Here is a 23,219-nt window from a genome sequence, read left to right as displayed (position 1 = left end):
CACATCTCCGATATTCCGATCCCAGGAGTGCCGCCCATGTCCCTCGACGCCTCCCTGCGGGCCCGTGCCGCGAAGGTCATCCCCGGTGGCATGTACGGCCACCTCAACGCGGCCCTGCACGGCGACCGCTACCCCCAGTTCTTCGTACGCGCCGAGGGCGCCCGGCAGTGGGACGCCGACGGCCGTGCGTACGTCGACCTGATGTGCAGCTGGGGGCCGATGATCGTCGGCCATCGCAACCCGCGCGTGGAGGCAGCCGCCGCCGCGCAGCAGGCGGAGGGCGACTGCCTGAACGGCCCCGGCCCGGTCATGGTGGAGCTCGCCGAGCTGCTGGTGGACCTCATCCCCTCCGCCGACTGGGCGATGTTCTCCAAGAACGGCACCGACGCCACGACCCAGGCCCTGATGGTGGCCAGGGCGGCGACGGGCAGGACCAAGGTGCTGGTCGCCCACGGGGCCTACCATGGCGCCGACCCCTGGTGCACGCCCGGCCTTTCGGGCGTCACCCCCAACCAGCGGGCGGACACGATCGAGTTCACCTACAACGACCTCGCGAGCGCCGAGGCCGCCGCCGCACAGGCGGACGGCGACGTCGCCGCCATCCTCGTCACCCCGTTCAAGCACGACTCGTTCGAGGACCAGGAGGACGCCGACGCGGAGTTCGCCCGGGGCCTGCGGGCGCTGGCCGACCGGATCGGGGCGGCGCTGGTCATCGACGACGTACGCGCCGGGTGGCGGCTCGACCTGCGCGGCTCGTGGGAGCCGCTCGGAGTGCGCCCCGACCTGGCGGCCTGGAGCAAGGCGATGGCCAACGGCTTCCCCATCGCGGCGGTCACCGGGACCGACGCGCTGCGCGGGGCGGCCCAGACGCTGTATTCGACCGGCTCCTTCTGGTTCTCCGCCACGGCCATGGCCGCCGCCAAGGCGACGATCGAGATCCTGCGCGAGACCGACGGCCCCGCGCTCATGCACCGCGCCGGGACCCGGCTGCGCGAGGGCCTCGCCGCTCAGGCGGCGGCGCACGGCTTCGTGGTCCGTCAGACCGGCCCGGTGCAGGTGCCGTGGCTGTCCTTCGAAGGCGACGAGACCCTGGAGAAGGGCATCGCCTGGGCCGGGCACTGCCTGGAGGAGGGCGTCTATCTCCACCCCTGGCACAACTGGTTCCTGTCGGCCGCGCACACCGACGAGGAGATCGACCGGGCCCTCCAGGGCACCGACGCCGCCTTCGCCAAGCTGCGGGCCGCGTACGGAGCCGACTGAGCCACCGGTCTCCGAAGGCGTGGGCGGGGCGTCCGGAGGGCGTTCCGCGCCGCGGACGGCCCGCGCTCGGGTGCCGGGTTCCGGGCGGCATCCGGGCGCGGGAGGTCCGTTGCGCTCAGGGGCGTGTCCGCGCCCACTGGATGTCGTCGAGCCGGGTGCCGTCCGGGCCGGGCAGCAGTCCCTTCACCAGGTGCTCCCGGGTGAAGCCCGCCCGTTCCAGCACGCGGTGGGACGCGGCGTTGCCCGGCGCGGTCCCGGCGATGATCCGGCGCAGCGGCGTGTGCGTGAAGGCCCACTCCACCAGCAGGTTCGCCGCACGCGTCACCAGGCCCCTGCCGCGGAAGTCCGGGTGGAGGCTGTAACCGAGCATCGCCTGGCCCAGCGGCGGGACGACGCCGGTGAGCTGGATCTCCCCGGCGAACTGGCCGGTGGTTGCGTCCCTGATGGCGATGTCCGCGCGCTGGCCGGTCAGCCACCGGTGCCCGGCGTACCGGCAGAGCACCTCGCAGTCCGCGTACTCCGGCTGCCCGGGCGGCACGTGCGAGTCCATCACGTCGGGCACGGACGCCAGCGCGAAATAGTCGGCGGCGTCGGCCGTGGTCAGCGGCGTGAGCCGGACGACGCCGTCGGTGAGCGAGCCACCGGGGAACCCTCCGGGGAAGAACGGCAGGAAGGGCGCGATCGGGTCGCCGGGGTCGGTGCTCAGCCGCCCGAACACCGCGAGGTCGGCGAGGGTGCCGCCCCGGGGACCGCCGGCCCCGCGCAGCACCCCCTCATGGGCGAAGCCGCACCGCAGGGCGACCCGCTGGCTCGCGACGTTCTCCACGTCGGCGTACAACTCGATCCGCGGGACGCCCCGGGCGAAGGCATGCTCGGCGAGCGCCCGCACGGCGGCCGTGACGACGCCGCGCCCGCGTGCCCACGGCGCGAGCCAGTAGCCCACCTCCGTCCCGCCGAACCGGTCCTGCGGCTTGAGCCCGGCGGCGCCGAGCACCTCGTCCGTGGCGGCGTCGGCGACGACGAAGTCGGCTCCGCCGTTCTCCCAGGTGGCGGGCACGGTCTTGGTGATCCACGTCAGCGCGTCGTCCCGCGTGTACGGGGAAGGGACAAAGGGGATGAACCTCGCGATCTCGGGGTCGGCGCAGGCTCGGGCGATCTGGTCGGCATCCCCCTCGACGGGCAGGCGCAGCACGGCCGGTCCGGCGGGGATCGCCTCTTGGGGCAACATGTCCCATTGTTACCAGCAGCGACTCCGCACCGGCCAGGCGTTTTCCCGGCCACCGCCGCGCCCCGCCGGGTTGCCGTGCGCCCTGCCGGGTTGTCACGCGCCCCGCTGGGTTGCTGTAAGCCCCGTTGGGTTGTCACGCGCTCTGCCGGGTTGTCACGCGCCCCGCTGGGTTGCTGCACGCCACGTAGCACCCCCGCTCCGCGCGGGCGAATCTCGTCGGTCGCGGGCACCCCGTGCCCCTTCCTCCGATCTTCGCCCCATCGTGTCGCCCGGAGCGGCGCCCCGCCGCGTTGTCGTCGTCGCCCACAGCCCGGCTATGGTCTCCTCCTCCGCCTTGCGATGCACGACTCCGGCCACCGCTCCGTCCCGGCGAATCTCGTCGGTCGCGGGCACTAGCCTTTTCCGCATGGGTTTTCGCAGGCACGGCCCGTTCCAGGCCGGAGATCAGGTCCAGCTCACCGACCCCAAGAACAAGCGGCACACGGTGACGCTGAAAGAGGGCGGCGTCTTCCACACGCACAAGGGGTCGATCCCGCATGACGACCTGATCGGACAGCCCGAGGGGTCCGTGGTGCGGTCCTCCGGAGGCACGGCCTACCTGGCGTTCCGGCACCTGCTGGCCGACTACGCGGTCTCGATGCCGCGCGGCGCCGCGGTGGTCTACCCGAAGGACGCGGCCCAGATCGTCGCCATGGCCGACATCTTCCCGGGCGCCCGGGTGGTCGAGGCCGGCGTGGGCTCCGGCGCGCTCACCTGCTTCCTGCTGCGCGCCGTCGGCTCGGAGGGGAAGGTCACCTCGTACGAGCGGCGCGCCGACTTCGCCGAGGTGGCCACCAAGAACGTGGAGAAGTTCTTCGGCGGCCCGATGGGGCAGTGGCGTCTTGTGGTCGGTGACTTCGTCGACGCTCTGGACGAGACGGACGTGGATCGCGTCATCCTCGACATGCTCGCCCCTTGGGAGTGCGTTGACGCGGCGGCGAAGTCCCTTACTCCTGGGGGAGTTATCTGCTGCTATGTAGCAACGACGACCCAGATGTCCAGAACGGTGGAAACCCTGCGGGAGCACGGGAGTTTCACCGAGCCTCACGCGTGGGAGACCCTGGTTCGCGACTGGCATGTCGAAGGTCTCGCCGTACGGCCCGACCACCGGATGGTCGGCCACACGGGGTTTCTCGTGACGGCCCGTCGCATGGCGGACGGCGTCACGCCCCCGCCGCGGCGCAGGCGTCCCGCCAAGGGGGCGTACGGAGAGGGGATCGAACAAGTGTGACGATTCAGCCACAACCCGGCAAAGCCGCGTGACACGGGAACATATGGGTGTGTTCCTAATGGTGAACCGAACAATCGGTCCATAAGGTATCAAACGCCGAACACCCAACGTAACTACACGAACACTGCCCGGCCAGGTTACGTACAGCGCCAAGATAGGTAGGGTCTTGAGTAGTCGTTCTCGACGGGGAAGGAGGTGACGGGGCGTGGCAGCTCGCGACGACGCTGAGGCTCGAGCCGCGCAGCGCGAACGGGAGGTCGCGGATCTCACAACACAGGTCTCCTTCCTGCAAGAGGAGATCACCGCGTTGCGCCGGAAGCTGGCCGAGTCTCCCCGGCAGGCCAGGGTCATCGAGGAGCGCCTCCACGAGGCGCAGGCTCAGGTGGCCGCCCTTACTAGCCAGAACGAGCGTTTGGTCTCCACCCTCAAGGAGGCCAGGGACCAGATCGTCGCCCTCAAGGAGGAGGTCGACCGGCTGGCACAGCCGCCGTCCGGATTCGGCGTCTTCCTCGAAGCCAGGGATGACGGCACGATCGAGGTGTTCACGGGCGGGCGCAAGCTCCGCGTGAACGTCAGTCCGGCGGTCGACGTCGACTCGCTCAAGCGTGGCCAGGAGGTCATGCTGAACGAGGCGCTCAACGTCGTCGAGGCCCTCGGCTACGAGGACGTCGGCGAGATCGTGATGCTCAAGGAGTTGCTGGAGAGCGGCGACCGCGCGCTCGTCATCTCGCACGCCGACGAGGAGCGGGTCGTCAAGCTCGCCCACTCGCTGCTCGACCAGCCGCTGCGGGCCGGTGACTCCCTTCTGCTCGAACCCCGTTCCAACTACGTCTACGAGCGCATCCCCAAGTCGGAGGTGGAGGAGCTCGTCCTCGAAGAGGTCCCCGACATCTCCTACGAGGAGATCGGCGGCCTCGGCCGGCAGATCGAGCAGATCAGGGACGCCATCGAGCTGCCCTACCTGCACGCCGATCTGTTCCGCGAGCACAAGCTCCGCCCGCCGAAGGGTGTGCTGCTGTACGGCCCGCCCGGCTGCGGCAAGACGCTCATCGCCAAGGCGGTGGCCAACTCCCTGGCCAAGCAGGTCGCGGAGAAGACGGGCCAGTCCGGCAAGAGCTTCTTCCTCAACATCAAGGGCCCCGAGCTTCTCAACAAGTACGTCGGCGAGACCGAGCGGCACATCCGCCTGGTCTTCCAGCGGGCGCGTGAGAAGGCCTCCGAGGGCACCCCGGTGATCGTGTTCTTCGACGAGATGGACTCGATCTTCCGCACCCGCGGCTCCGGTGTGTCCTCCGACGTCGAGAACACCATCGTTCCCCAGCTCCTTTCGGAGATCGACGGTGTCGAGGGCCTGGAGAACGTCATCGTCATCGGCGCCTCCAACCGCGAGGACATGATCGACCCGGCGATCCTGCGGCCCGGCCGCCTGGACGTCAAGATCAAGATCGAGCGGCCCGATGCCGAGGCGGCGAAGGACATCTTCTCGAAGTACCTCGTCAGCGACCTGCCGCTGCACCCGGACGATCTGGCCGAGCACGGCAGCAGCCGCGAGGGCACGATCGCCGCGATGATCCAGCGGGTCGTCGAGCGGATGTACGCCGAGAGCGAGGAGAACCGCTTCCTCGAGGTGACATACGCCAACGGTGACAAGGAAGTCCTCTACTTCAAGGACTTCAACTCCGGCGCCATGATCCAGAACATCGTGGACCGGGGCAAGAAGATGGCCATCAAGGAGTTCCTGGAGACCGGGCAGAAGGGTCTGCGGATCTCGCACCTGCTGGCCGCCTGCGTGGACGAGTTCTCCGAGAACGAGGACCTGCCCAACACCACCAACCCCGACGACTGGGCCCGCATCTCCGGCAAGAAGGGCGAGCGGATCGTCTACATCCGCACCCTCGTGCAGGGCAAGCAGGGCACCGAGGCCGGGCGGTCGATCGACACGGTCGCCAACACCGGTCAGTACCTGTAACACCCCGGCTCCGGCCGGACCGTCGCCATCGAGGAGCGGCGCGACCTGCGGGTCGCGCCGCTCCTCCGGCATTTCAGGCCCTTCCCGGCGCGGGAACGCGGGCAGGGCGGCGGCGGGCGGGGCAGAAGTGACCCTTGATAACGATCGTGATCAGAGGGAACCGAAACCCGGGCTGATCACGTCAAAGAAGGCATGATCTTTCTTGGCTCGCGCGGATGTCCGCTGTGGGGCAGCCTGTGAGACAGCCGGTAAGACGGCCCGTGCGACAGTCCGATCCGGTCTCGGCCGCGCCGGACAGGGGGCCGGAAATGGGGCCGGAAATGGGGCCGGACAGAGCCCTGGGCAGTGCCTCGGGCAGTGCCTTGGATAGGGCCCGGCCGCGGGGCGCCGCCGCGGCCGCCAAGGGCCGCCGCCTGGTCGAGCTCGACGTCCTGCGGTTCGTGGCCGCGTTCGCCGTCATGTCCTTCCATTTCATGGCGGCCAGCAAGTCGCTGTGGGACGAATACCCCACCAAGCTGTTCGAGCCGGTCGCCCGCCTGACCACGCTGGGCATCCTCGGGGTGGAGCTGTTCTTCCTCATCAGCGGGTTCGTCATCCTGATGAGCGTCTGGGGGCACACGGTCGGTGAGTTCGCCGTCTCCCGGGTGTCGCGGCTGTATCCGGCGTACTGGTTCGCCGTACTGATGATCTTCATCATGTACCGCTTCAGCGGGGTCGCGGGGTTCGACCCCAAGCTCAGCGACGGCGAGTATCTGCTCAACCTGACCATGTTCCAGGGGGCGTTCGGCGTGGGCCACGCCGGCGGCGTCTTCTGGTCCCTCTGGGTGGAGCTGCGGTTCTACGTGCTCATGGCGCTGTTCTCCCTCGTGGGGATCACGATGCGGCGCTGCCTGGTGTTCCTGGTGGCCTGGTGCGGCCTGGCGCTGCTGGCCGAGCTCACTCAGAACGAGACGCTCGTCTTCGTCTTCATGCCGCGGCAGGCGCCGTACTTCATCGCGGGCATGGCCTTCTTCCTGATCCACCGCTTCGGCGCGCGTTCCGGCGCGTTCGTCCCGTGGCTGCTGGTCGCCGCCGGCTACGGGATGTCCCTGTACGCCGCCATGGAGCGCGTGGGGGAGCGGGTGCGCCTGGTCGGCATCAAGCACTACCCGGCGCCGCCGGAGGCCGTCGTCGTCGCGATCACGGTCGTCTACCTCCTGATGGCCGCGGTCGCCCTCGGCTGGCTGCGGTGGGTGCGCTGGCGACGCCTCGTGACCCTGGGGGCCCTCACGTATCCCCTCTATCTCGTGCACCAGACGATCTCGGCCGTCGTGATCCCCGCATATCGAGATGTGGTGGACCCGTGGCCGCTGGCCGCGATCACGATGGCGGTCTCGATCGGGATCGCCTATCTGATCTACCGTTTGGTCGACAAACCCGGTCAGCGCTGGCTTCGTGCCAGGCTGGGGGCACTGCTCGACCGCTCGCGGCGGTCCCGTCCCCGGGGCGGCGGGGGTATCTCCCGGACTACGACGGCCATTCCGGCGCAAAGTCCCGAGGCATCTGTGCCGTAACTGTTCGGTAGCAGGGCATAGAGAAAGGGCTAGGCTCGGATATGACTACGACGGCCTGATACAGGCGGGGTGCGAATGACGGTTCGGCGGGTGATGGGCATCGAGACCGAGTACGGCATCGCCGTGCCTGGTCAACCGGGAGCGAACGCGATGGTGACCTCCTCACAGGTCGTCAACGCGTACCTGGCGGCGTCGGCCGCCCGGGCTCGCCGGGCCCGGTGGGACTTCGAGGAGGAGAACCCGCTCCGCGATGCCCGAGGGTTCGACCTGGCCCGTGAGGTGGCCGATCAGAGTCAGCTCACCGACGAGGACCTCGGGCTCGCCAACGTGATCCTGACCAACGGCGCGCGCCTCTACGTCGACCACGCGCACCCGGAATACTCCACGCCCGAGTGCACCAACCCCCGGGCCGCGGTGATCTGGGACAAGGCGGGCGAGCGGGTCATGTACGACGCCGCCGTGCGGGCGTCCTCCATGCCCGGCAACTCCCCCATCCAGCTCTACAAGAACAACACCGACGCCAAGGGCGCGTCGTACGGCTGCCACGAGAACTACCTCATGCGCCGCGCGACGCCGTTCGCCGACATCGTCAGGCACCTCACGCCGTTCTTCGTGTCGCGGCAGGTCGTCTGCGGCGCGGGCAAGGTCGGCATCGGCCAGGACTCGCGCGGCGAGGGCTTCCAGATCAGCCAGCGGGCCGACTTCTTCGAGGTCGAGGTCGGGCTGGAGACCACGCTCAAGCGGCCGATCATCAACACCCGGGACGAGCCGCACGCCGACCCGGAGAAGTACCGCCGCCTGCACGTGATCATCGGCGACGCCAACATGTCGGAAATTTCGACTTATTTGAAGCTGGGCACGACGGCGCTGGTCCTGGCGATGATCGAGGAGGGGTTCCTCACCATCGACCTGACCCCCGAGTCGCCGGTCGCGGCGCTGCGCGCGGTCTCCCACGACCCCACCTGCAAGTACGAGATCGCGCTGCGCAACGGGCGGAAGATGACCGCCGTGCAGCTGCAGATGGAATACCTGGAGCAGGCCCGCAAGTACGTCGAGGACCGCTTCGGCTCGGGAGTAGACGACCTCACCAAGGACGTGCTCAACCGCTGGGAGTCGGTGCTCACCCGGCTCGCGGAGGACCCGATGCAGTTGTCCCGGGAGCTCGACTGGGTCGCCAAGCTGGAGATCCTGGAGGGCTACCGCACCCGCGACAACCTGCCGTGGTCGCATCCGCGGCTGCAGCTGGTCGACCTGCAGTATTCCGACATCCGCCCCGACCGCGGCCTGTACAACCGGCTGGTCGCCAGGGGCCGCATGCAGCGCCTGGTGACCGACGAGGACATCGAGCGGGCGGTCGAGCTGCCGCCCACCGACACCCGGGCCTACTTCCGCGGCCGGTGCCTGCGGCAGTACAGCGAGTCGGTCGCCGCCGCGTCCTGGGACTCGGTCATCTTCGACATCCCGGGCCGCGAGTCGCTCCAGCGCGTGCCGACCCTGGAGCCGCTGCGCGGCACCAAGGCGCACGTGGGCGACCTGCTCGACCGGTGCCGTACGGCCGCCGACCTCGTCGCCGCCCTCACCGGGGAGAGCTGACCGGGGCGCCGGGGCCCGGCGGCGGCCGGTGCGGGCCGTACGGCAGGGCGCCGCGATCGGCGGCGGCCGGTGTCTCCCGTCAGTCGTCGTGCCGGGTGATCCGGGGGACCGGGACACCGCCGGAGCAGCGCACCTCCACCTCAAGCCGGGCCTCGTCCGACTCGAACCTCACCCGCGCGCGGTCGTCCGGCCCCGGGTCGACGTCGTCCACCTCGAAGCCCTGGGCCGGCGTCCACGACTGGAGCCGGACCAGCTCGCCGTCGCATCGGGCGATCACGCTGCCCGCGTCCGTGGAGACGAGCCTGCGCCCGGGCGCGACGCCCGGCGTCCGTGCGCCCGAAGGGCCCGCCGAGGCTTCATCGGAGGGGACGGCGGGGGAGAGCGCGCCCGGGGTGCCGCTCGGTGTATCGCCCGGGGCGTCCTCGGCGAGCGGCGTTTCCAGGGCGAGCGGCGTCTCCAGGGCAGGCCGGGCGTCCTGGGTGAGCGGGGTGTCCTGGGTGAGCGGGGTGTCCTGGGCAGACCGGGTGTCCTGGGCGAGCGGCGTCTCCCGGGCGAGCGCGAGGCTGATGTCCTCGTCCGTCATCAGCCGCTCCGCCGGGCCGGTGAGCGGCCGGCCGAGCAGGCCGAGCACGGCGACGCCCGTACCGGTGGCGAGGGCCGCGGCCAGCAGCCACCCGGCGACGGCGAGTGCGAGACGGCTGTTCACGCCGTCACTCTCCCACTCCGAACGCTAAGGGAATGCTAAGGCCCGGATAACGGACTTATGCCGCTTCCATCGGGCGGCTACCGTAACGGTCAAATGCCAAGCGTGCTGCTCATCGAAGACGACGCCCCCATCCGCACCTCCCTCACCCGGAGCCTGCGCGACCGCGGGCACGCCGTCTCCTCCGCCTCCACCGCCCTCGACGGCCTGCGCTCGGCCGTCGAGGACCGTCCCGACCTCATCGTGCTCGACCTCGGCCTGCCCGACATGGACGGCGCCGACCTGCTGCGCATGCTCCGCGCGGTGAGCCGCGTGCCGGTCATCGTCGCCACCGCCAGGGACGGGGAGGCCGACATGGTCCGTCTGCTCGACGCCGGCGCCGACGATTACGTGATCAAGCCCTACAGCGCCGCGCAGCTCGACGCGCGCATCCGCGCCGTGCTGCGCCGGATCGACACCGGGCGTACGGACACCTCTCTGACGGTGGGGACGCTGCGGGTCGACCCGGGCGCCAGGGAGGCGACGCTCGACGGGGCGGTGCTGGACCTGACGCCGCGGGAGTTCGACCTGCTGCACTATCTGGCGGCACGGGCCGGGCAGGTCGTCACCAAGCGCGAGCTGCTCACCGAGGTCTGGCGCATCCCCTATGGGGGCACCGACAAGACGGTCGACGTCCACCTGTCGTGGCTGCGCCGCAAGCTCGGCGAGACCGCGCAGCAGCCGCGTTATCTCCAGACCGTCCGCGGGGTGGGCGTGCGCCTGACCGCGCCGCCCTCGCCCGCGGAATGAGCCGATGAGGCGCTGGCTCGCGGCCCTCGTCGCGGCGACCACGTCGCTGGTCCTGGTGTCGCTGTTGGTGCCGCTGGCGTTGCTCGTGCGGTCGGTGGCGCACAGCGAGGCCGTCGACTCCGCCACGCGGGCCGCCGAGTCCGTCGCCGTGGCCGTGGGCGCGGTGGACGAGGAGACGCTGCGGCTGACCGCCGAGCAGGCGGGCGCGTCGAGCGGACACCCCGTCACGGTCTTCCTCGCGGACGGCCGCGTGCTCGGGGCACAGGCGGCCCGCACCCGCGCCGTCGACCTCGCCGCACGCGGCCGGAGCCTGACCGCGGCCGTGCCGGGCGGCAGGGAGATCCTCATGGCGGTGCAGGGGGCGCCGGGCGGCACCGCCGTCGTCCGCGCGTTCCTCTCCGACGACGACCTCGACCGAGGCGTCCACCGGACCTGGCTCGCTCTGCTGGTCCTCGGGGTCGCCCTGGTCGGGCTCGGCATCGTGGTCGCCGACCGGCTCGCACGCGCGGTCGTCCGGCCCACCACGGCTCTCGCCCAGGTCTCCCACCGCCTCGCGAAGGGCGACCTGACCGCCAGGGCGACCCCGCAGGGCCCACCCGAGGTCCGTACGGCGGGGCTGGCACTCAACCACCTCGCGGGACGCATCTCCGACCTGCTCGCCGAGGAGCGCGAGATGGTGGCGGACCTCTCCCACCGGCTGCGCACCCCGCTGACCGGCCTGCGGCTCGAAGCGGAGTCGCTGGCCGATCCCGGCGAGGCGGCCAGGATGGAGGCCCGCGTGGACGCGCTGGAGCGCGCGGTCACCGCCGTCATCAACGACGTGCGGCGGCGGTCGCGGGAACGGGCCTCCTGCGACGCCGTCGCCGTGGTGCGCGACCGGGTGGAGTTCTGGTCGGTGCTGGCGGAGGACCAGTCGAGAACCGTCACGCTCGACCTCGCGCCCGGCCCGCTGCCGGTGGCGGTCGCGGCCGAGGACCTGGCCGACTGCGTCGACGCCCTCCTCGGCAACGTCTTCGCGCACACCCCCGACGGGACGTCCTTCCGCGTGCTCCTGGCCCCCGGGCCGGACGACGCCGCGGCCCTGACGGTCTCGGACGCCGGCCCCGGCTTCGGCCCCGGCGGGCCGCCGCGACGCGGGGAGAGCGGCGCGGGCTCGACCGGGCTCGGGCTCGACATCGCCCGCCGCGCGGCCGAGGAGTCGGGCGGCTCCCTGACCGTCGGCCGGTCGGACCTCGGCGGCGCCGAGGTGCGCCTGCTCCTGGGCTCGGCGCGTGGCGACTCGGATCGGCGCTGACACAGGGATTCCGGCGGTGCGAGGATGAGGCAGCGATGCTTTAGGGATCGCTTAGCGCGGCCCTAACATGATCGCTGCGAGCCTCGACGCATGAGACACACAACGAAGATCGCTCTCGCCGCCGCCGTCACCGTCACCGCCCTGGCCGCAGGGGGCACCGCCGTCGCCGTCGCCGCGCCCGCACCGCTCTCCTCGGCCGCCTCGGCCTCCCTCTCCTCCGCCGCCCTCTCCCGGGCCTCCGTCGCCAAGGCTTCCGCCTCCACGGCCGCGATCACCTGGCGCCAGGCGGTCGCGATCGCGAAGAAGCGGGTGCCCGGCGCGCGGGTCACCGAGGTCGAACGCGAGTGGGAGCACGGCTACCGCACCTGGAAGGTCGAGCTGCGCAAGGGCCACACGGAGTATGACGTCTACGTCGCGATCGCGACCGGACGGATCATCAAGTTCCGCGTCGACCACGACGACTGATCTCGGGCCGGGAACACGCGGCTCCCCTGGCCACCCACACGGGGAGCCGCCCGGCCTCGTCGGGCCTTGCGGCCGGGGGCCTTCCGGGGGCCACGAGTGGCTCCGGGAGCTATGGGCCAGGGGCTACCGGGGGCTTCTGAGGCTGTGATGCGGGGGCGGCCGGGGCTATGGGGCCAGTAGCTACCACGGGTTATTCGGGGCTACCGGAGCTACGGAGGCCAGCCGGGACTACCGGAGCCCGCGAGGGCTACCGGGAGCTACGGAGGCTGGCCAGAGGCCTTCGGTGGCTACGGGAGACGCGGAGGCCAGGGCAGGCTGGGCCCGGTCGTGGGAAGGGGCCAGTGGGAATGGTCCCGGCGACGCGCCTCCACGTCGTAGAAGCGCCCGGTCGTGAGCTCTCCCGGCACCATCCGCTCCCGTGGCGTCGGGACTTCCCGGGGCGTCGGGACTTCCCGGGGCATTGGGAACTCCCGAGGCACGGGGAGTTCCCGGGACACGGCGAACTCTCGGGGCACCGCGAGTTCGCGGGGCGCTGTCAGTTCACGGGGTGCCGGCGGCCGCGCGTGGCCGGAGGAACGGCCGTGCTGGTGCGCCCCGCCCGGTCTGGGCGCCGTGCCGGACGCCGCGTACGGGGCCGCGTAAGGCACGGCGCCGGCCGCGCCGAGGCTCGGCAGCTCTCCGGCCGTCCGGCCGGGCGCCGCCGCCGGGATGCCCTGCCGCCGCAACACGTCCACCAGCACGCGCATCGCCTCGTCGATGGTGAGCCGTTCTTCCGGGTCGTGCCGCAGCAACCCCTCGATCAGCGGTCGCAGCGGGCCCGCCCGGTGCGGCGGCTCCGGCTGGCGGCCCAGCAGCGCCGCGGCCGGCAACGGCTGCGCGGCCGGATACGGCGGCCGCCCCTCCACTCCGCAGTACAACGTGGCGCCGAACGACCACAGGTCGGCGGCGGGGGCCAGGCCCTTCCCGCGCAGCCGCTCGGGGGCCAGATAGGCGCCGGACCGCCCCACGGGCACGGTCGTCGACCCGCCCGCGTCCCGGTCGAACGCGGCGATGCCGAAGTCGGTCAGCACCACCCGGTCCTCGGTCAGCACGACGTTGGCGGGCCGGATGTCCCCGTGGACGACGCCCATCGAATGCGCGTGCCGTACGCCCGACAGGAGCTGGAAGCCCACCCAGGCGGCCCAGTGGACCGGCAGCCGGCCGAGGTGGCGGACGGTGTCGCTCAGGGTGACGCCCTGCAGGAGCTCCGTCACGATCCAGAGCCGGCCCTTGTCTTCGAGCAGGTCGTGCACGGTGATGACGGCCGGATGGCTGAGCCGGGCCGCCGAGCGGGCCTCCCGCAGCGCCTGCCGGCGGGCGGCCTGCAGATCGGCCACGTCCACCCGGTAAGGCGGCTGCACTTCCTTGATCGCGACATCACGCTTGAGACGGAGATCGTGCGCCTGCCACATGATCCCGCCGCCGTCGCGCCGGAAGGGCGTCAGCAGCTTGTACCGATCCGCCAGCAGTTGCCGTGCGTGCGATGCCATCGACCACCCGTACGCTAGGTCGTGCCGTGATCCATCAATTGTCGTCCCGCACACGGTAGCGCTGCGCCGAAAGGCGGCCACGAAGAGTGTGAGGTCGATAACGATCCGGTCTAACGAAGGCGCTGTCCGATGCCCTGTGCGTCCGCGGCGGGGCCGGATCCCCGGGCGTTTGCCTTCCCGGCGCTCAGCGGGTTGTCTGGCCAGAGCGGCCGGGCCGAAGATCGCACGCTCTTTCGCGCGCATTGTCGGTCGGTTCGGGGAAGATATGGGGAGAGGCGTCCCCCCGAGCAGCGGAGGTGTCAGGGATGGCGACCAAGGAGACCGGCGGCCAGAAGCAGACCGGACGGCAGGAGAACGAAGTCGAAGAAGTCGAGGCGCAGGCGTCCCCGGACGTCCAGGAGCGCCACGAGAAGCTCACCGACGACGTCGACGCGATCCTGGACGAGATCGACGAGGTGCTCGAGGAGAACGCGGAGGAGTTCGTCCGTTCCTACGTGCAGAAGGGCGGGCAGTAACCCGTCGGGCAGCGTCCGGGCCGGTGGCGGCCACGCCGGGAGACCGTCTCCCGGCAGGGCCGCCGTCGGACCCGGAGACTCCCGCCGGACGCGCCCTCGGCGACCAGACGGCAGCCGATCAGGCACGGGCGAGCGCACGCAAGACGCGCGGACGACGACGCGCGGGCCGCGGGCTCTGTGCGGGGCCTGTACGGCGGCTCTGCGCGGCGGCCTTATCCGGGTGCCCTGTCCGGGTGCCTTGTCCGGGTGCCCTGTCTGGCTCCTCTGCCGGGTTGCTCCGTGTGGAGGCCGAGCGAGTGGGCCCTGCGCGATGGGCCTGTGCGAGTTCTCTGTCCAGGTCTCAGTACAGGTCTCGTGCGGGAACCCGGGCGGCCGGGCGTCAGGCTCCGTCGAGATGACCGAAATGATCGAAATGACCAAGATGAACGGTCGCGATCTCGAAGGGCCTCAGCGGGACGCGCACCGTCCGCCAGGACCCCGAGGAGTCCGGGGACCCCGACGAACCCAGAGATCCCGCCCGTCCCGAGAGTCCCGGTGCGTCCGCCCCACCGTCGCCTGACAGCTCACCGGGTAGCACCCCGCGCGGAACCACCCCGTCCGCAACCACTCCATCCAGAATCACGTCGCCGGAAACCACCCCGTCCCTGACCACTCCATCCAGACCTACGCCGCCGGAGACCAGCCATTCCGGCACCGCTCCGTTCGGAACCACCTCGTCGCGAGACACCTCCAGAGGGCTCAGGGGAGAGCCCAGCACGTCGGCCGTCCAGGCCGCGGTGAAATCTCCCCGGACGACCGCCTCGGTGGCCGTGGGATGCTCGGCCACCAGGCGGACCTCCAGCCGTCCGCCCCGCTCGCGCAGAGCGGCCATCACGACACCGTCCCCGCTGATCGCGACGCGGCCACCTCCTCGCCGGCCCTCCACGCTGATGGCGGCATGACCGCCTTGGTCCAGGCCGTCGCCGCTGATCGCGGCATGACCGCCTCGGTCCAGGCCGTCGCCGCTGATCGCGACGCGTCCGCCTTCGGGCGGGCCGTCCTCATCCGCGTCCCACGCCGTGCCGCTGTCCGCCGCCTCGGCTGCGTCTGCCGCCCCGCTCGCGTCCGCGGCCTCGGCGGCGCTCTCCCTTCCGGCCGCGTCTGTCTGCTCGGCGGGGGCGGCGCCTGGTACGGCGAGCAGGTCGTGGCGGAACTCCTCGGCGAGCCTCGGCAGCCCGGCCTCGTGCCACTCTCCCGCGTACGGCAGGACGGCGAAGCGCACGGTCAGCGGCCCCTGGCACTGGGCGGCCGGGGTGGGCACCTCGGGCCCGGCGGGCTCGTCGCGGTAGGGGTTGCGGTTCCTGGAAAGGTAGCCGACGGACCGCACGAGCGTCAGCGCCAGCTCGGCCCCGTCCCCGCCGGCTTCATGCCTGCCGATCTCGCCCCCGCTTTTCTCGTCCGTGACGATCTCATACTCGGTGACGTGGTCGAGGAGCACGGCCAGGCCCCCGGCGGCGGCGAACGACTCGGCGGGGAAGGTCGGGATCGGCCGCTCGCCGCCCCCGCCTTCGGCCATCAGGCCGCGCCGCACCACGGCGAACTGTCCCTCGGCGTACGACCCGTCCGCCGCGCGGGGCAGCGGTGCGTGCCAGCGGACGCGGTGGTCGCGGCAGCGCACGTCCATGGTGATCTCGCACCGTGCGAACGGCTCGCCCGCCCTGAGCTCCACCCGGGTCGTGACGGCCGTGGGCACGGTCTCGGAGCCGTCGGTGTCGCCGCCGAGGCCGGTCGGCCAGTCGTACACCCGAGTGATCTCGTACGCGCCGGTCAGCGGGCCCGAGCAGATCTCCTCGACGTCGACGCGGGAGGGCCGGTCGGTGAGCCGGTCGTGCGGCGGGGGCGCGTGGTTGTAGGTGTCCCCGGCGTCCCCGCCGTGGACGATCCGCCCGACGCCGTGGACCTCGGTGCCGTCCGCGCCGCGCAGCGAGAGCGTCCCGTCGTCGGCCACGCGCACCCGCAGCAGCCCGTTGTCCAGCACCGGCTCGAACCCGTACGCGTCGGTACGCAGGGCGTACGGGACCGGGGCGGGCGGCCGGGGCTCGGGCGGACGGGTGGTGAGGACGGCACGGCCGAGCGGCGGCACGGTGACCAGCGCCGCCACGGTGACCACGGGCTCGGCCACCGTGCGGACGATCCACGGCCCCGGACCGGCCGACACGACGGCCCCGCGCAGGTCCTCGTAGGCGTACGCGCCGGAGGCGTGCCGGCTCACGGTGACGGTGAACACGCCGTCCCCGGCGTGCCAGGAGACGATCTCGTGGCCGTACAGCTCCCGCTCGTGGACGCGCCCGAGGAGCCGGGAGAGGTCGTCCATGACGGTCTCGTCGAGCAGCGTGGCGGCGTGTTCGAGCCGCTGCGCGGGGACGGGCAGGCCCGAGGCGTCCACCAGGGACGCGCGGTCCTCCGGCAGGTCGGCGAGCACCAGGCCGGTCCGTTCGAACGGGGACGGGTTGACGACCACGAGCGCGCCCTTGGGCGCGGCCTCGGCGAGGGACGCCGCGACCAGGTCCACGACCGCCTGGGCGGTCTGCCCGGCCTCGGCGATCCGCGCGGCGACCTGCTGGGCGGTCTCGTCCGAGCCGCACCCCGTGACGGAGTCGTGCCCGCTGCAGGCGATCACCGACCGCCAGGCCATGTCGATGAGGCGTCCGCAGGCGGAGTCGCCGGGGAGCCACAGCGCCGACAGCGGTTCCGCGTAGCGGGTGAGCAGCCGCTCGGCCCGCGCCATGGCCTGCTTGATCGGCACCCGGGCCGAGATCACGCCGGGCAGGATGTTGGCCCGCGCGTGCGAGCGCAGCTCGCCCACGACCCGCGGCACCTCCCCACCTGCTGGAACGCCGTCCGGAACCCCGTCCGGAACGCCGTCCGGAACGCCGTCAGGAACGCCGGCCGAATCTCCGGCCAGGGCCTCGGCGAGGGTGGCGACGCGGAGCCCGGACGCGGTGACCTCGCGGGCCGGGGCCGAGTGGTCCGCGCCGTACATCGCGACCAGGGTGCCGCCGGACGACCAGCCCTCCGCCGTCGAGACGAAGGCCGCCACGCGGTCGGGCATCTCCTCGGCCGGGCCGGTGAACAGGCCGAAGGCGTTGCCATAGCCGCCGGGCAGATACGTGGTCCTCACCGTGGTGCCGTCCGCGCCGGTCCAGTCGAACACGTCGCGGTCCACGTGCGCGGGCACGCCGCGCCACAGGCACGCCCGGCGCAGCCCCGCCAGCGCCAGCATCTGCGGCATCTGGGCGCCGTGGCCGAACTGGTCGGGCAGATAACCCACGGGCATGGCGCCGCCGAGCGCGGCGGCGCCCCGCATGCCGTACTCCAGGTTGCGCAGCAGCGTCTCGCCGGAGCACAGGAACTCGTCGGCGAGGATCAGCCAGGGCCCCACGGCCAGCCGTCCCTCGGCGACGAAGCGGGCGACGTCGCCGCGCCGGGCGGGCCGGATCTCCAGGTAGTCCTCGATCGCCGCGAGCTGGCCGTCCATCGTGAACCGGTAGGCGGGGTCGGCGGCCATGGCGTCGAGGACCTCGTCGAGCACCCGCACCAGCCCGACCCGGAACCGCTGGAAGGGCAGATACCACTCCCGGTCCCAGTGGGTGTGCGGGACCACCACGATCCTGTCGCTATCTGCTGAGGCTCGCCTTGGCGTGACCGCTGGCTCCACTCCCGCCCTCCTCGGCGTCGCTGCTGACGGCCCCGGCGGTCGCCTCCCGCGGGGCGCCGGTGACCTCCTGGGCGCACTCCCCGCCGATGGGGATGCCCGCCCACCGCGCGTACCGGTGCACGATCCGCTGCGCCGTGACGATATCTTCCAAAGCGCCGTCGAGTCCGGTGAGCGGCGGTTCCTCCAGGGTGACGAAGCGGTAGAAGGCGCGCAGCTGGCGTTCGAAGGCCTCGGCGACGTCCTCGTTGACGACCGTCCGCTCGGTGGTGCCGACCCGGCAGGTGATGGTCAGCCGGGTGGGCGTGTTCAGCAGGTACGGAGAAGGGAAGCGCAGCTCCATCGACCCGTGCTCGTGGTGCAGCGCCATGGTCTCGTGGTAGGCGGGGTAGCTCGGCAGGTAGTGCCACCGGATGCCGTACCTGCCGGAGCATTCGCCGCCGAGCGTGCCGCTCACCTCCAGGGACGGCGGGAACGCCTCCACCGGCCACACGGCCACGTGGTCCACCGTGTCGGGTGAGCCGGTGAACAGCCGCATGAGCGACAGTTCATGGCACACGCTGCTGAGCAGCACCTCGGCGTACAGCCGCCGCAGCCGCTCCGACGAGGTGCCGAGCGCGGCGGTCAGCGCCCGCTCGTCGGCCTCCGCGTAGGGGGCCAGCCGTTCGGGCGCGGGATGGCCGGGCCGCACCCGGGCGAACAGCAGCTGCGACTCCTCCGACGGGTGCAGCACGGTGGCGTCCAGGTGGCGGACGACCTGCGGCCCGCCGGCCTCGTGCAGCGCTTCGAGCAGCCGCTGGGAGGCGGGGTCGTACTGCTTCATGTAACCGGCCATCAGCCGTTCGCCGGAAAAGCCGCTCAGCTCGGCCCGGCTGTAGGCGAGGGGCTTCTCGCACAGCACCCACAGGCCGCGTTCGAGGGCGGCCCGCACCAGCAGCCCGTGGGAGCCGGGGGTGAGCACGATCAGCGCGTCGAACCCGCCCCTGTCGAGCATCGCCAGCGGGTCGTCGTACGCCGGGACGCCCGCCTCCCTGCCGATCGTCTCCGCGTGCCCGCGGTCGAGGTCGCACACGGCCGCGACCCGGAACAGGTCGCGCCGCCGTGCCAGCAGGGGCAGGTAGACGACCTGCGCGGCGACGCCCAGACCGGCGATTCCCACCTTCACCGTCTCCACGTCCTCACCCTCCTCCGCTCGGCGACCTGACCTGCACCTCCCCATCGGCGGCGGGGCGCAACCCCCGTCATGTGCAGACGGCGACCACCTCGTTGGCGGGCGTCTCCAGCCGGTGCACCCCGGGGCCGGCGGGCAGGAGGACGAGGTCCCCCCGCACCATCCGCCGGGTCCGCGGCCCCCACAGCACCAGGCCGTCGGCGTCCACGGCGAGGAACTCGTCCTCCAGCCGCAGCAGCAGCGGCGCGCCGGGGGAGACCGACACCGCCGTCCGGCCCTCCGCCACGGCCCGCACGATCGCTCCGGCCGCCTCCGGGCCGCGCCCGTCGCCCTCGGCGAGCACCCAGGTGGTCGGCGCGCCGGGAGGGTGACCCTCCTCGGGCCGGTGGTAGTCGCCGCCGCCGACCACCACGAGGTCGCCGGCCGGGTCTCCGCCCGGATCGCCCGCCCACGCCTGCGCCCAGGCCAGCGGCGCGCCCCAGGTGCGGTCCCACCAGCTCCAGTGCCACAGCTCGACGACCCGTGGCCGGTCGGTCATCGGGTGCCGCCAGGCGCAGTCGGCCGCCACCGGGTGGTTGACCGACAGCACCCCGCCCCGGTCGCGCACGGCCTTCGCCCACTCGTCAGGTGGCTGCCGGAAGTCGATCCAGCCGACGTCCCCGAGCGCGTTCGCGTGCCCGAGATCGGTGGTCACCTCCTGCCCCGGCACGAGCACGACACCGGCCGGCGCCGCGGCCGCGGCCAGCTCCATGTGGTGACTGACGGTGTTGTGGTCGGTCACCGCGAGGAAGTCCAGCCCGGCCGCGGACGCCACGCAGGCCAGCTCGAAGACGCTCAGCGCGCCGTCCGAGTGGTCTGTGTGCGCGTGCAGGTCCCCGGCGAGCCAGCGGTATCCGGGCGGCGACGGCAGGCGGCGCCGTACGGCGGCGGGCTCGGGCGGGACGGGCCCCGGCACGCGGGAGAAGCGGGCGCGGCGCCGGCGCGGCCGCGCGGGTGGCCGCACGTGCCTGATCACCCGGATCTCGTACGGCAGGCCGCCGAGGGGCACCCGGTGCAGCCCGACGAGCACCCGCCACACCCCCGGCTCGATCTCGCCGGGCAGATAGCCGGGGGTGGCCCAGGAGGGGGTGATGGTGTATTCGGAACGCGCGCCGCCCGACCAGCCGCGAAACCCGGCGGGCCCGGCGCAGCCGAGGTCGAGCACGCCGGCCGACCGGTCGTAGGACAGGCGCACCGTGAGGGCGGCCGTGCCGGGCCGCACCTCGACCGGCACCTCCGCCACCGGCCCGGCCAGCCGGTCGTCCAGCGTCCACGTCCCGTTGATCGCGGCCCTGGTCGTCACGCGTCACCCACCAGGGCGTCGTCGCGGTAGAGCAGCGCCCGGCCGGGGCGGGGCACCGCCCAGGCGGCCGCCCCCGGCGGGGGTTCGGCGCCCTCGGGGACCACCACCTGCAGCAGATGGCCGGTGCACTCCAGCGTGACGAGATGGGCCGTGCCGAGGTTCTCCACCACCGCCACCTTCCCCCGGAACGCCCCCTTCTCCCCGGGCTCCCGGGTGGTCAGTTCGGCGTATTCGGGCCGCAGGCCGTACAGGATCTCGCCGTCGGGGACACCGTCCGGCAGGGGGAGCTCGGCCTCGCCCACCCGCAGCACGCCGTCCTCCGCGACGCCGGGCAGCAGGTTCATCGGCGTGGACCCGATGAAGGAGGCCACGAACGTGGTGGCCGGCCGCCGGAACACCTCGGACGGCGTGCCGAGCTGGCTGATCCGCCCGGCCGACATGACGGCGATGCGGTCGGCCAGCGCGAGCGCCTCGCTCTGGTCGTGCGTGACGAAGACCGTGGTCACCCCCAGCTCGCGTTGCAGGCGCTTGAGGAACGTGCGGGCCTCCAGGCGCAGCCGCGCGTCCAGGTTCGACAGCGGCTCGTCGAACAGGAACGCCTTCGGACGGCAGGCGACCGCGCGGGCGAGCGCCACCCGCTGCTGCTGGCCGCCGGACAACTGGGCGGGCCTGCGGTCCAGCAGTTCCGACAGGCTGAGCCGGGACGCCGTCTCGGCGGCCTTCGCCACGCGCTCGGCCCGCGGGACCTTCTTGATCCGCAGCGGATAGGCGATGTTGGCGGTCACGTCCATGTGCGGGAACAGCGCGTAGTCCTGGAAGACCATCGCGACGTCCCGCCGTCCGGGCGGCGACCCCGTCACGTCGACGCCGCCGATCTCGATCCGCCCCGAGGTGGGGGTCTCGAGGCCGGCGATCGTCCGCAGCAGCGTCGTCTTGCCGCAGCCCGACGGGCCGAGCAGCGCGAAGAACTCGCCGTCGCCGATCTCCAGGTCGAGCGCGTCGATCGCCCGCACCCCGCCGGGAAACTCCTTGGTCAGGCCGCGCAACGCGATCAACGCTTGATCCCTCCGTGGAAGCGGAAGCCGTATCTCCGGCTGACGAACACGTACATCACCACCACCGGCAGCGAGTAGAGCAGCGAGAACGCCGAGATCACGTCGAGGCGCGGCGCTCCGCCCTCGGTGTAGAGCGTGTAGAGGATGACCGCGCCGGGGGCCTTGTCCGGGTCGCGCAGCAGGATGAACGGCTGCAGGAAGCTGCCCCAGACGTTGGCGACCGTCCAGACCGCGATCGTCGCGAGGCCGGGCCGCACCAGCGGGATCACGACGTGCCGCAGCACCTGCCCCGCCGACGCGCCGAACACCCGCGCCGACTCCTCGTACGACGTGGGCGTGGCGTCCATGAAGTCCTTCAGGATGAAGATCGCGGCGGGCAGCAGGCCGCCCGACAGCGTGAGCACGACGCCGAGGTGGGTGTCGATCAGGTTCAGCCGGGTCGCCAGCTCGAACAGCGGCACCATCGCCGCCGTCCCGGTCACCACCGACGACAGGAGCAGCAGCACGTAGAGCAGCGCGTCGCGGCCGGGCACCCGCGCCCGCGACAGCGCGTACGCCGCCAGCGCGGCCAGCGTCACGACCAGGGCCGCGCTGCCGCACGCCTGGATCAGCGAGTTGCGCAGCGAGCCCAGCGCGTACGGGTTGTCCAGCAGTGCCCGGAAGTTCGCCAGCGTGAACTCCGGCACCGATGTCGTGATCGTCGGGTGTGCGTCGAACGGCGCCGATGCGAGCCACAGCAGCGGCAGCGCGAAGAAGCCCAGCACCAGGGCGAGGAACACGGCCCGCCCGATGGTCCCCAGCGCGTGGCGCACCGGCGTCACGACGGCCGCACCTCCCCCCGGGACCGCAGCAGGCGCAGGTAGGCGAACGCCAGCACCAGGTTGACCACGAGGACCAGGAAGGACACCGCCGCGCCGAAGCCGAGCCTGCCGCCGCTCATCGCGACGTTGTAGATGTAGACGGGCAGGATCTCCGACCGCCCCTCGGGGCCTCCGGCGGTGAGCTGGAAGGCCGTGAAGTCGTTGAACGTCCACAGTGTGATCAGCAGCAGGTTCGTCAGCACATGGCCCTTGATGTGCGGGAAGACCACGTCCCTGAGCTGCTGGAGCGTCGAGGCCCCCGCGAGCCTGGCGGTCTCCAGGTGCGACGGCGGCACGTTCTCCAGGGCGGCGCCGTACAGCATCATCGAGAACGCCGTGCCGCGCCAGACGTTGAACACGATGATCGACATCATGGGGTGGTCGAGCAGCCAGGCGAAGCCGGGCGTGCGCAGGATCGCGTTCAGCGTGCCGCCGTCGCGGTCGAGCAGCGCGATCCACAGGAACGCGACGACCGACGACGGCAGGATCCACGCCAGCAGCACCAGCCCCTCGGTGACGCTCTTCAGCGGCCCGCGCCGGTCGCGCAGCACCCACGCGATCGCGAACCCGAGCACCGCCTGCCCGAGCACGGCCGAGCCGAGCACGAACTGCACGGTGAGCCACAGCGACGTGCGGAACCGCTCGTCGCCCAGCGCCTCGGCGTAGTTGGCCGCCCCCACCACCTGCGGATCGGCCGCCGCCAGGCCCGTGAGCCGATAGTCGGTGAGGCCCAGATAGACGGTCCACAGCGCGGGGAAGACCAGGAACACCCCGATCAGCACCAGCGCCGGCACCACGAACCCCAGGCTGTGCTTCCCGCTCACCATCGGGGCGCTCACTTCCGCCCGGTCGTGCCGGAGGCGCGCCATGTCACCCCCTCGCCGCCGCTTGGCCGCCTCGTTCCCGCGCGTCTCCCCGGTCCGGGCCGG

Annotated in this window: 18 protein-coding genes; 9 read left to right on the top strand and 9 right to left on the bottom strand. The window is 72.2% G+C overall.

Annotated elements, in window-relative coordinates:
* Positions 1 to 36 precede the first annotated feature (36 nt).
* Positions 37 to 1,260 (top strand): aminotransferase class III-fold pyridoxal phosphate-dependent enzyme, encoded by a 1,224-nt coding sequence (locus HCK04_RS12620; protein WP_142647362.1) that lies wholly within the window; start codon positions 37 to 39, stop codon positions 1,258 to 1,260.
* A 115-nt stretch (positions 1,261 to 1,375) separates the two neighbouring features.
* Here HCK04_RS12620 and HCK04_RS12615 read toward each other — a convergent pair whose 3' ends face one another.
* Positions 1,376 to 2,488, bottom strand: a complete 1,113-nt coding sequence (locus HCK04_RS12615; RefSeq protein ID WP_142647361.1) for a GNAT family N-acetyltransferase — start codon at positions 2,486 to 2,488, stop codon at positions 1,376 to 1,378.
* A 406-nt stretch (positions 2,489 to 2,894) separates the two neighbouring features.
* On the opposite strand from HCK04_RS12615, the gene HCK04_RS12610 reads away from it, so the two are divergent.
* The 4 genes from HCK04_RS12610 to dop all read left to right on the top strand — a co-directional run bounded on the left by HCK04_RS12610 (position 2,895) and on the right by dop (position 8,873).
* Positions 2,895 to 3,758 (top strand): tRNA (adenine-N1)-methyltransferase, encoded by an 864-nt coding sequence (locus HCK04_RS12610; RefSeq protein ID WP_142647360.1) that lies wholly within the window; start codon positions 2,895 to 2,897, stop codon positions 3,756 to 3,758.
* Positions 3,759 to 3,963: 205 nt separating this feature from the next.
* Positions 3,964 to 5,727 carry a proteasome ATPase gene (gene arc, locus HCK04_RS12605; RefSeq protein ID WP_142618767.1) on the top strand — a complete coding sequence of 588 codons (1,764 nt, stop codon included), beginning with the start codon at positions 3,964 to 3,966 and terminating at the stop codon, positions 5,725 to 5,727.
* Positions 5,728 to 6,089: 362 nt separating this feature from the next.
* A complete protein-coding gene (locus tag HCK04_RS12600) occupies positions 6,090 to 7,280 on the top strand; it encodes an acyltransferase (protein WP_205830158.1) in 1,191 nt (396 codons plus the stop codon).
* Positions 7,281 to 7,355: 75 nt separating this feature from the next.
* Positions 7,356 to 8,873, top strand: a complete 1,518-nt coding sequence (gene dop, locus HCK04_RS12595; RefSeq protein ID WP_142647358.1) for a depupylase/deamidase Dop — start codon at positions 7,356 to 7,358, stop codon at positions 8,871 to 8,873.
* A gap of 79 nt (positions 8,874 to 8,952) precedes the next feature.
* Here dop and HCK04_RS12590 read toward each other — a convergent pair whose 3' ends face one another.
* The gene (locus HCK04_RS12590) at positions 8,953 to 9,579 is read right to left on the bottom strand and encodes a hypothetical protein (RefSeq protein ID WP_142647357.1); all 627 of its coding nucleotides are present in this window, start codon (positions 9,577 to 9,579) and stop codon (positions 8,953 to 8,955) included.
* A gap of 93 nt (positions 9,580 to 9,672) precedes the next feature.
* Between HCK04_RS12590 and HCK04_RS12585 the strand changes: the two genes are divergently transcribed.
* From HCK04_RS12585 to HCK04_RS12575, 3 genes are all read left to right on the top strand, one after another.
* Positions 9,673 to 10,365 carry a response regulator transcription factor gene (locus HCK04_RS12585; RefSeq protein WP_142647356.1) on the top strand — a complete coding sequence of 231 codons (693 nt, stop codon included), beginning with the start codon at positions 9,673 to 9,675 and terminating at the stop codon, positions 10,363 to 10,365.
* A gap of 4 nt (positions 10,366 to 10,369) precedes the next feature.
* A complete protein-coding gene (locus HCK04_RS12580) occupies positions 10,370 to 11,659 on the top strand; it encodes a HAMP domain-containing sensor histidine kinase (protein ID WP_142647355.1) in 1,290 nt (429 codons plus the stop codon).
* 90 nt (positions 11,660 to 11,749) lie between these two features.
* Positions 11,750 to 12,124, top strand: a complete 375-nt coding sequence (locus HCK04_RS12575; RefSeq protein WP_142647354.1) for a PepSY domain-containing protein — start codon at positions 11,750 to 11,752, stop codon at positions 12,122 to 12,124.
* A gap of 287 nt (positions 12,125 to 12,411) precedes the next feature.
* Here the strand turns inward: HCK04_RS12575 and HCK04_RS12570 are convergent, their stop codons facing one another.
* The gene (locus tag HCK04_RS12570) at positions 12,412 to 13,653 is read right to left on the bottom strand and encodes a serine/threonine-protein kinase (protein ID WP_168065874.1); all 1,242 of its coding nucleotides are present in this window, start codon (positions 13,651 to 13,653) and stop codon (positions 12,412 to 12,414) included.
* A 305-nt stretch (positions 13,654 to 13,958) separates the two neighbouring features.
* Between HCK04_RS12570 and HCK04_RS12565 the strand changes: the two genes are divergently transcribed.
* On the top strand, positions 13,959 to 14,168 hold the full coding sequence (locus HCK04_RS12565; protein WP_142647352.1) for a ubiquitin-like protein Pup: 210 nt from the start codon (positions 13,959 to 13,961) through the stop codon (positions 14,166 to 14,168).
* A 379-nt stretch (positions 14,169 to 14,547) separates the two neighbouring features.
* On the opposite strand, the gene HCK04_RS12560 is transcribed toward HCK04_RS12565, so the two are convergent.
* From HCK04_RS12560 to HCK04_RS12535, 6 genes are all read right to left on the bottom strand, one after another.
* Positions 14,548 to 17,814, bottom strand: a complete 3,267-nt coding sequence (locus tag HCK04_RS12560; protein WP_260617225.1) for an alpha-mannosidase — start codon at positions 17,812 to 17,814, stop codon at positions 14,548 to 14,550.
* Between the two features lie 10 nt (positions 17,815 to 17,824).
* Complete coding sequence (locus tag HCK04_RS12555) at positions 17,825 to 19,036, bottom strand: Gfo/Idh/MocA family oxidoreductase (protein WP_260617224.1); 1,212 nt, start codon at positions 19,034 to 19,036, stop codon at positions 17,825 to 17,827.
* Between the two features lie 67 nt (positions 19,037 to 19,103).
* Positions 19,104 to 20,375, bottom strand: coding sequence for a CehA/McbA family metallohydrolase (locus HCK04_RS12550; RefSeq protein ID WP_142647351.1), 1,272 nt, complete (start codon positions 20,373 to 20,375; stop codon positions 19,104 to 19,106).
* Positions 20,372 to 21,430 (bottom strand): ABC transporter ATP-binding protein, encoded by a 1,059-nt coding sequence (locus HCK04_RS12545; RefSeq protein ID WP_142647350.1) that lies wholly within the window; start codon positions 21,428 to 21,430, stop codon positions 20,372 to 20,374. Before HCK04_RS12545 ends, HCK04_RS12550 begins: the two co-directional genes overlap by 4 nt.
* On the bottom strand, positions 21,427 to 22,251 hold the full coding sequence (locus tag HCK04_RS12540) for a carbohydrate ABC transporter permease (protein ID WP_142647349.1): 825 nt from the start codon (positions 22,249 to 22,251) through the stop codon (positions 21,427 to 21,429). Before HCK04_RS12540 ends, HCK04_RS12545 begins: the two co-directional genes overlap by 4 nt.
* The gene (locus tag HCK04_RS12535) at positions 22,248 to 23,159 is read right to left on the bottom strand and encodes a sugar ABC transporter permease (protein ID WP_142647348.1); all 912 of its coding nucleotides are present in this window, start codon (positions 23,157 to 23,159) and stop codon (positions 22,248 to 22,250) included. Before HCK04_RS12535 ends, HCK04_RS12540 begins: the two co-directional genes overlap by 4 nt.
* Positions 23,160 to 23,219 lie beyond the last annotated feature (60 nt).

Origin of the sequence: Microbispora sp. CL1-1 (assembly GCF_012034195.1) — a bacterium.
GTDB lineage: Bacteria > Actinomycetota > Actinomycetes > Streptosporangiales > Streptosporangiaceae > Microbispora.
This window is presented reverse-complemented; position numbering and strand designations above follow the sequence as displayed.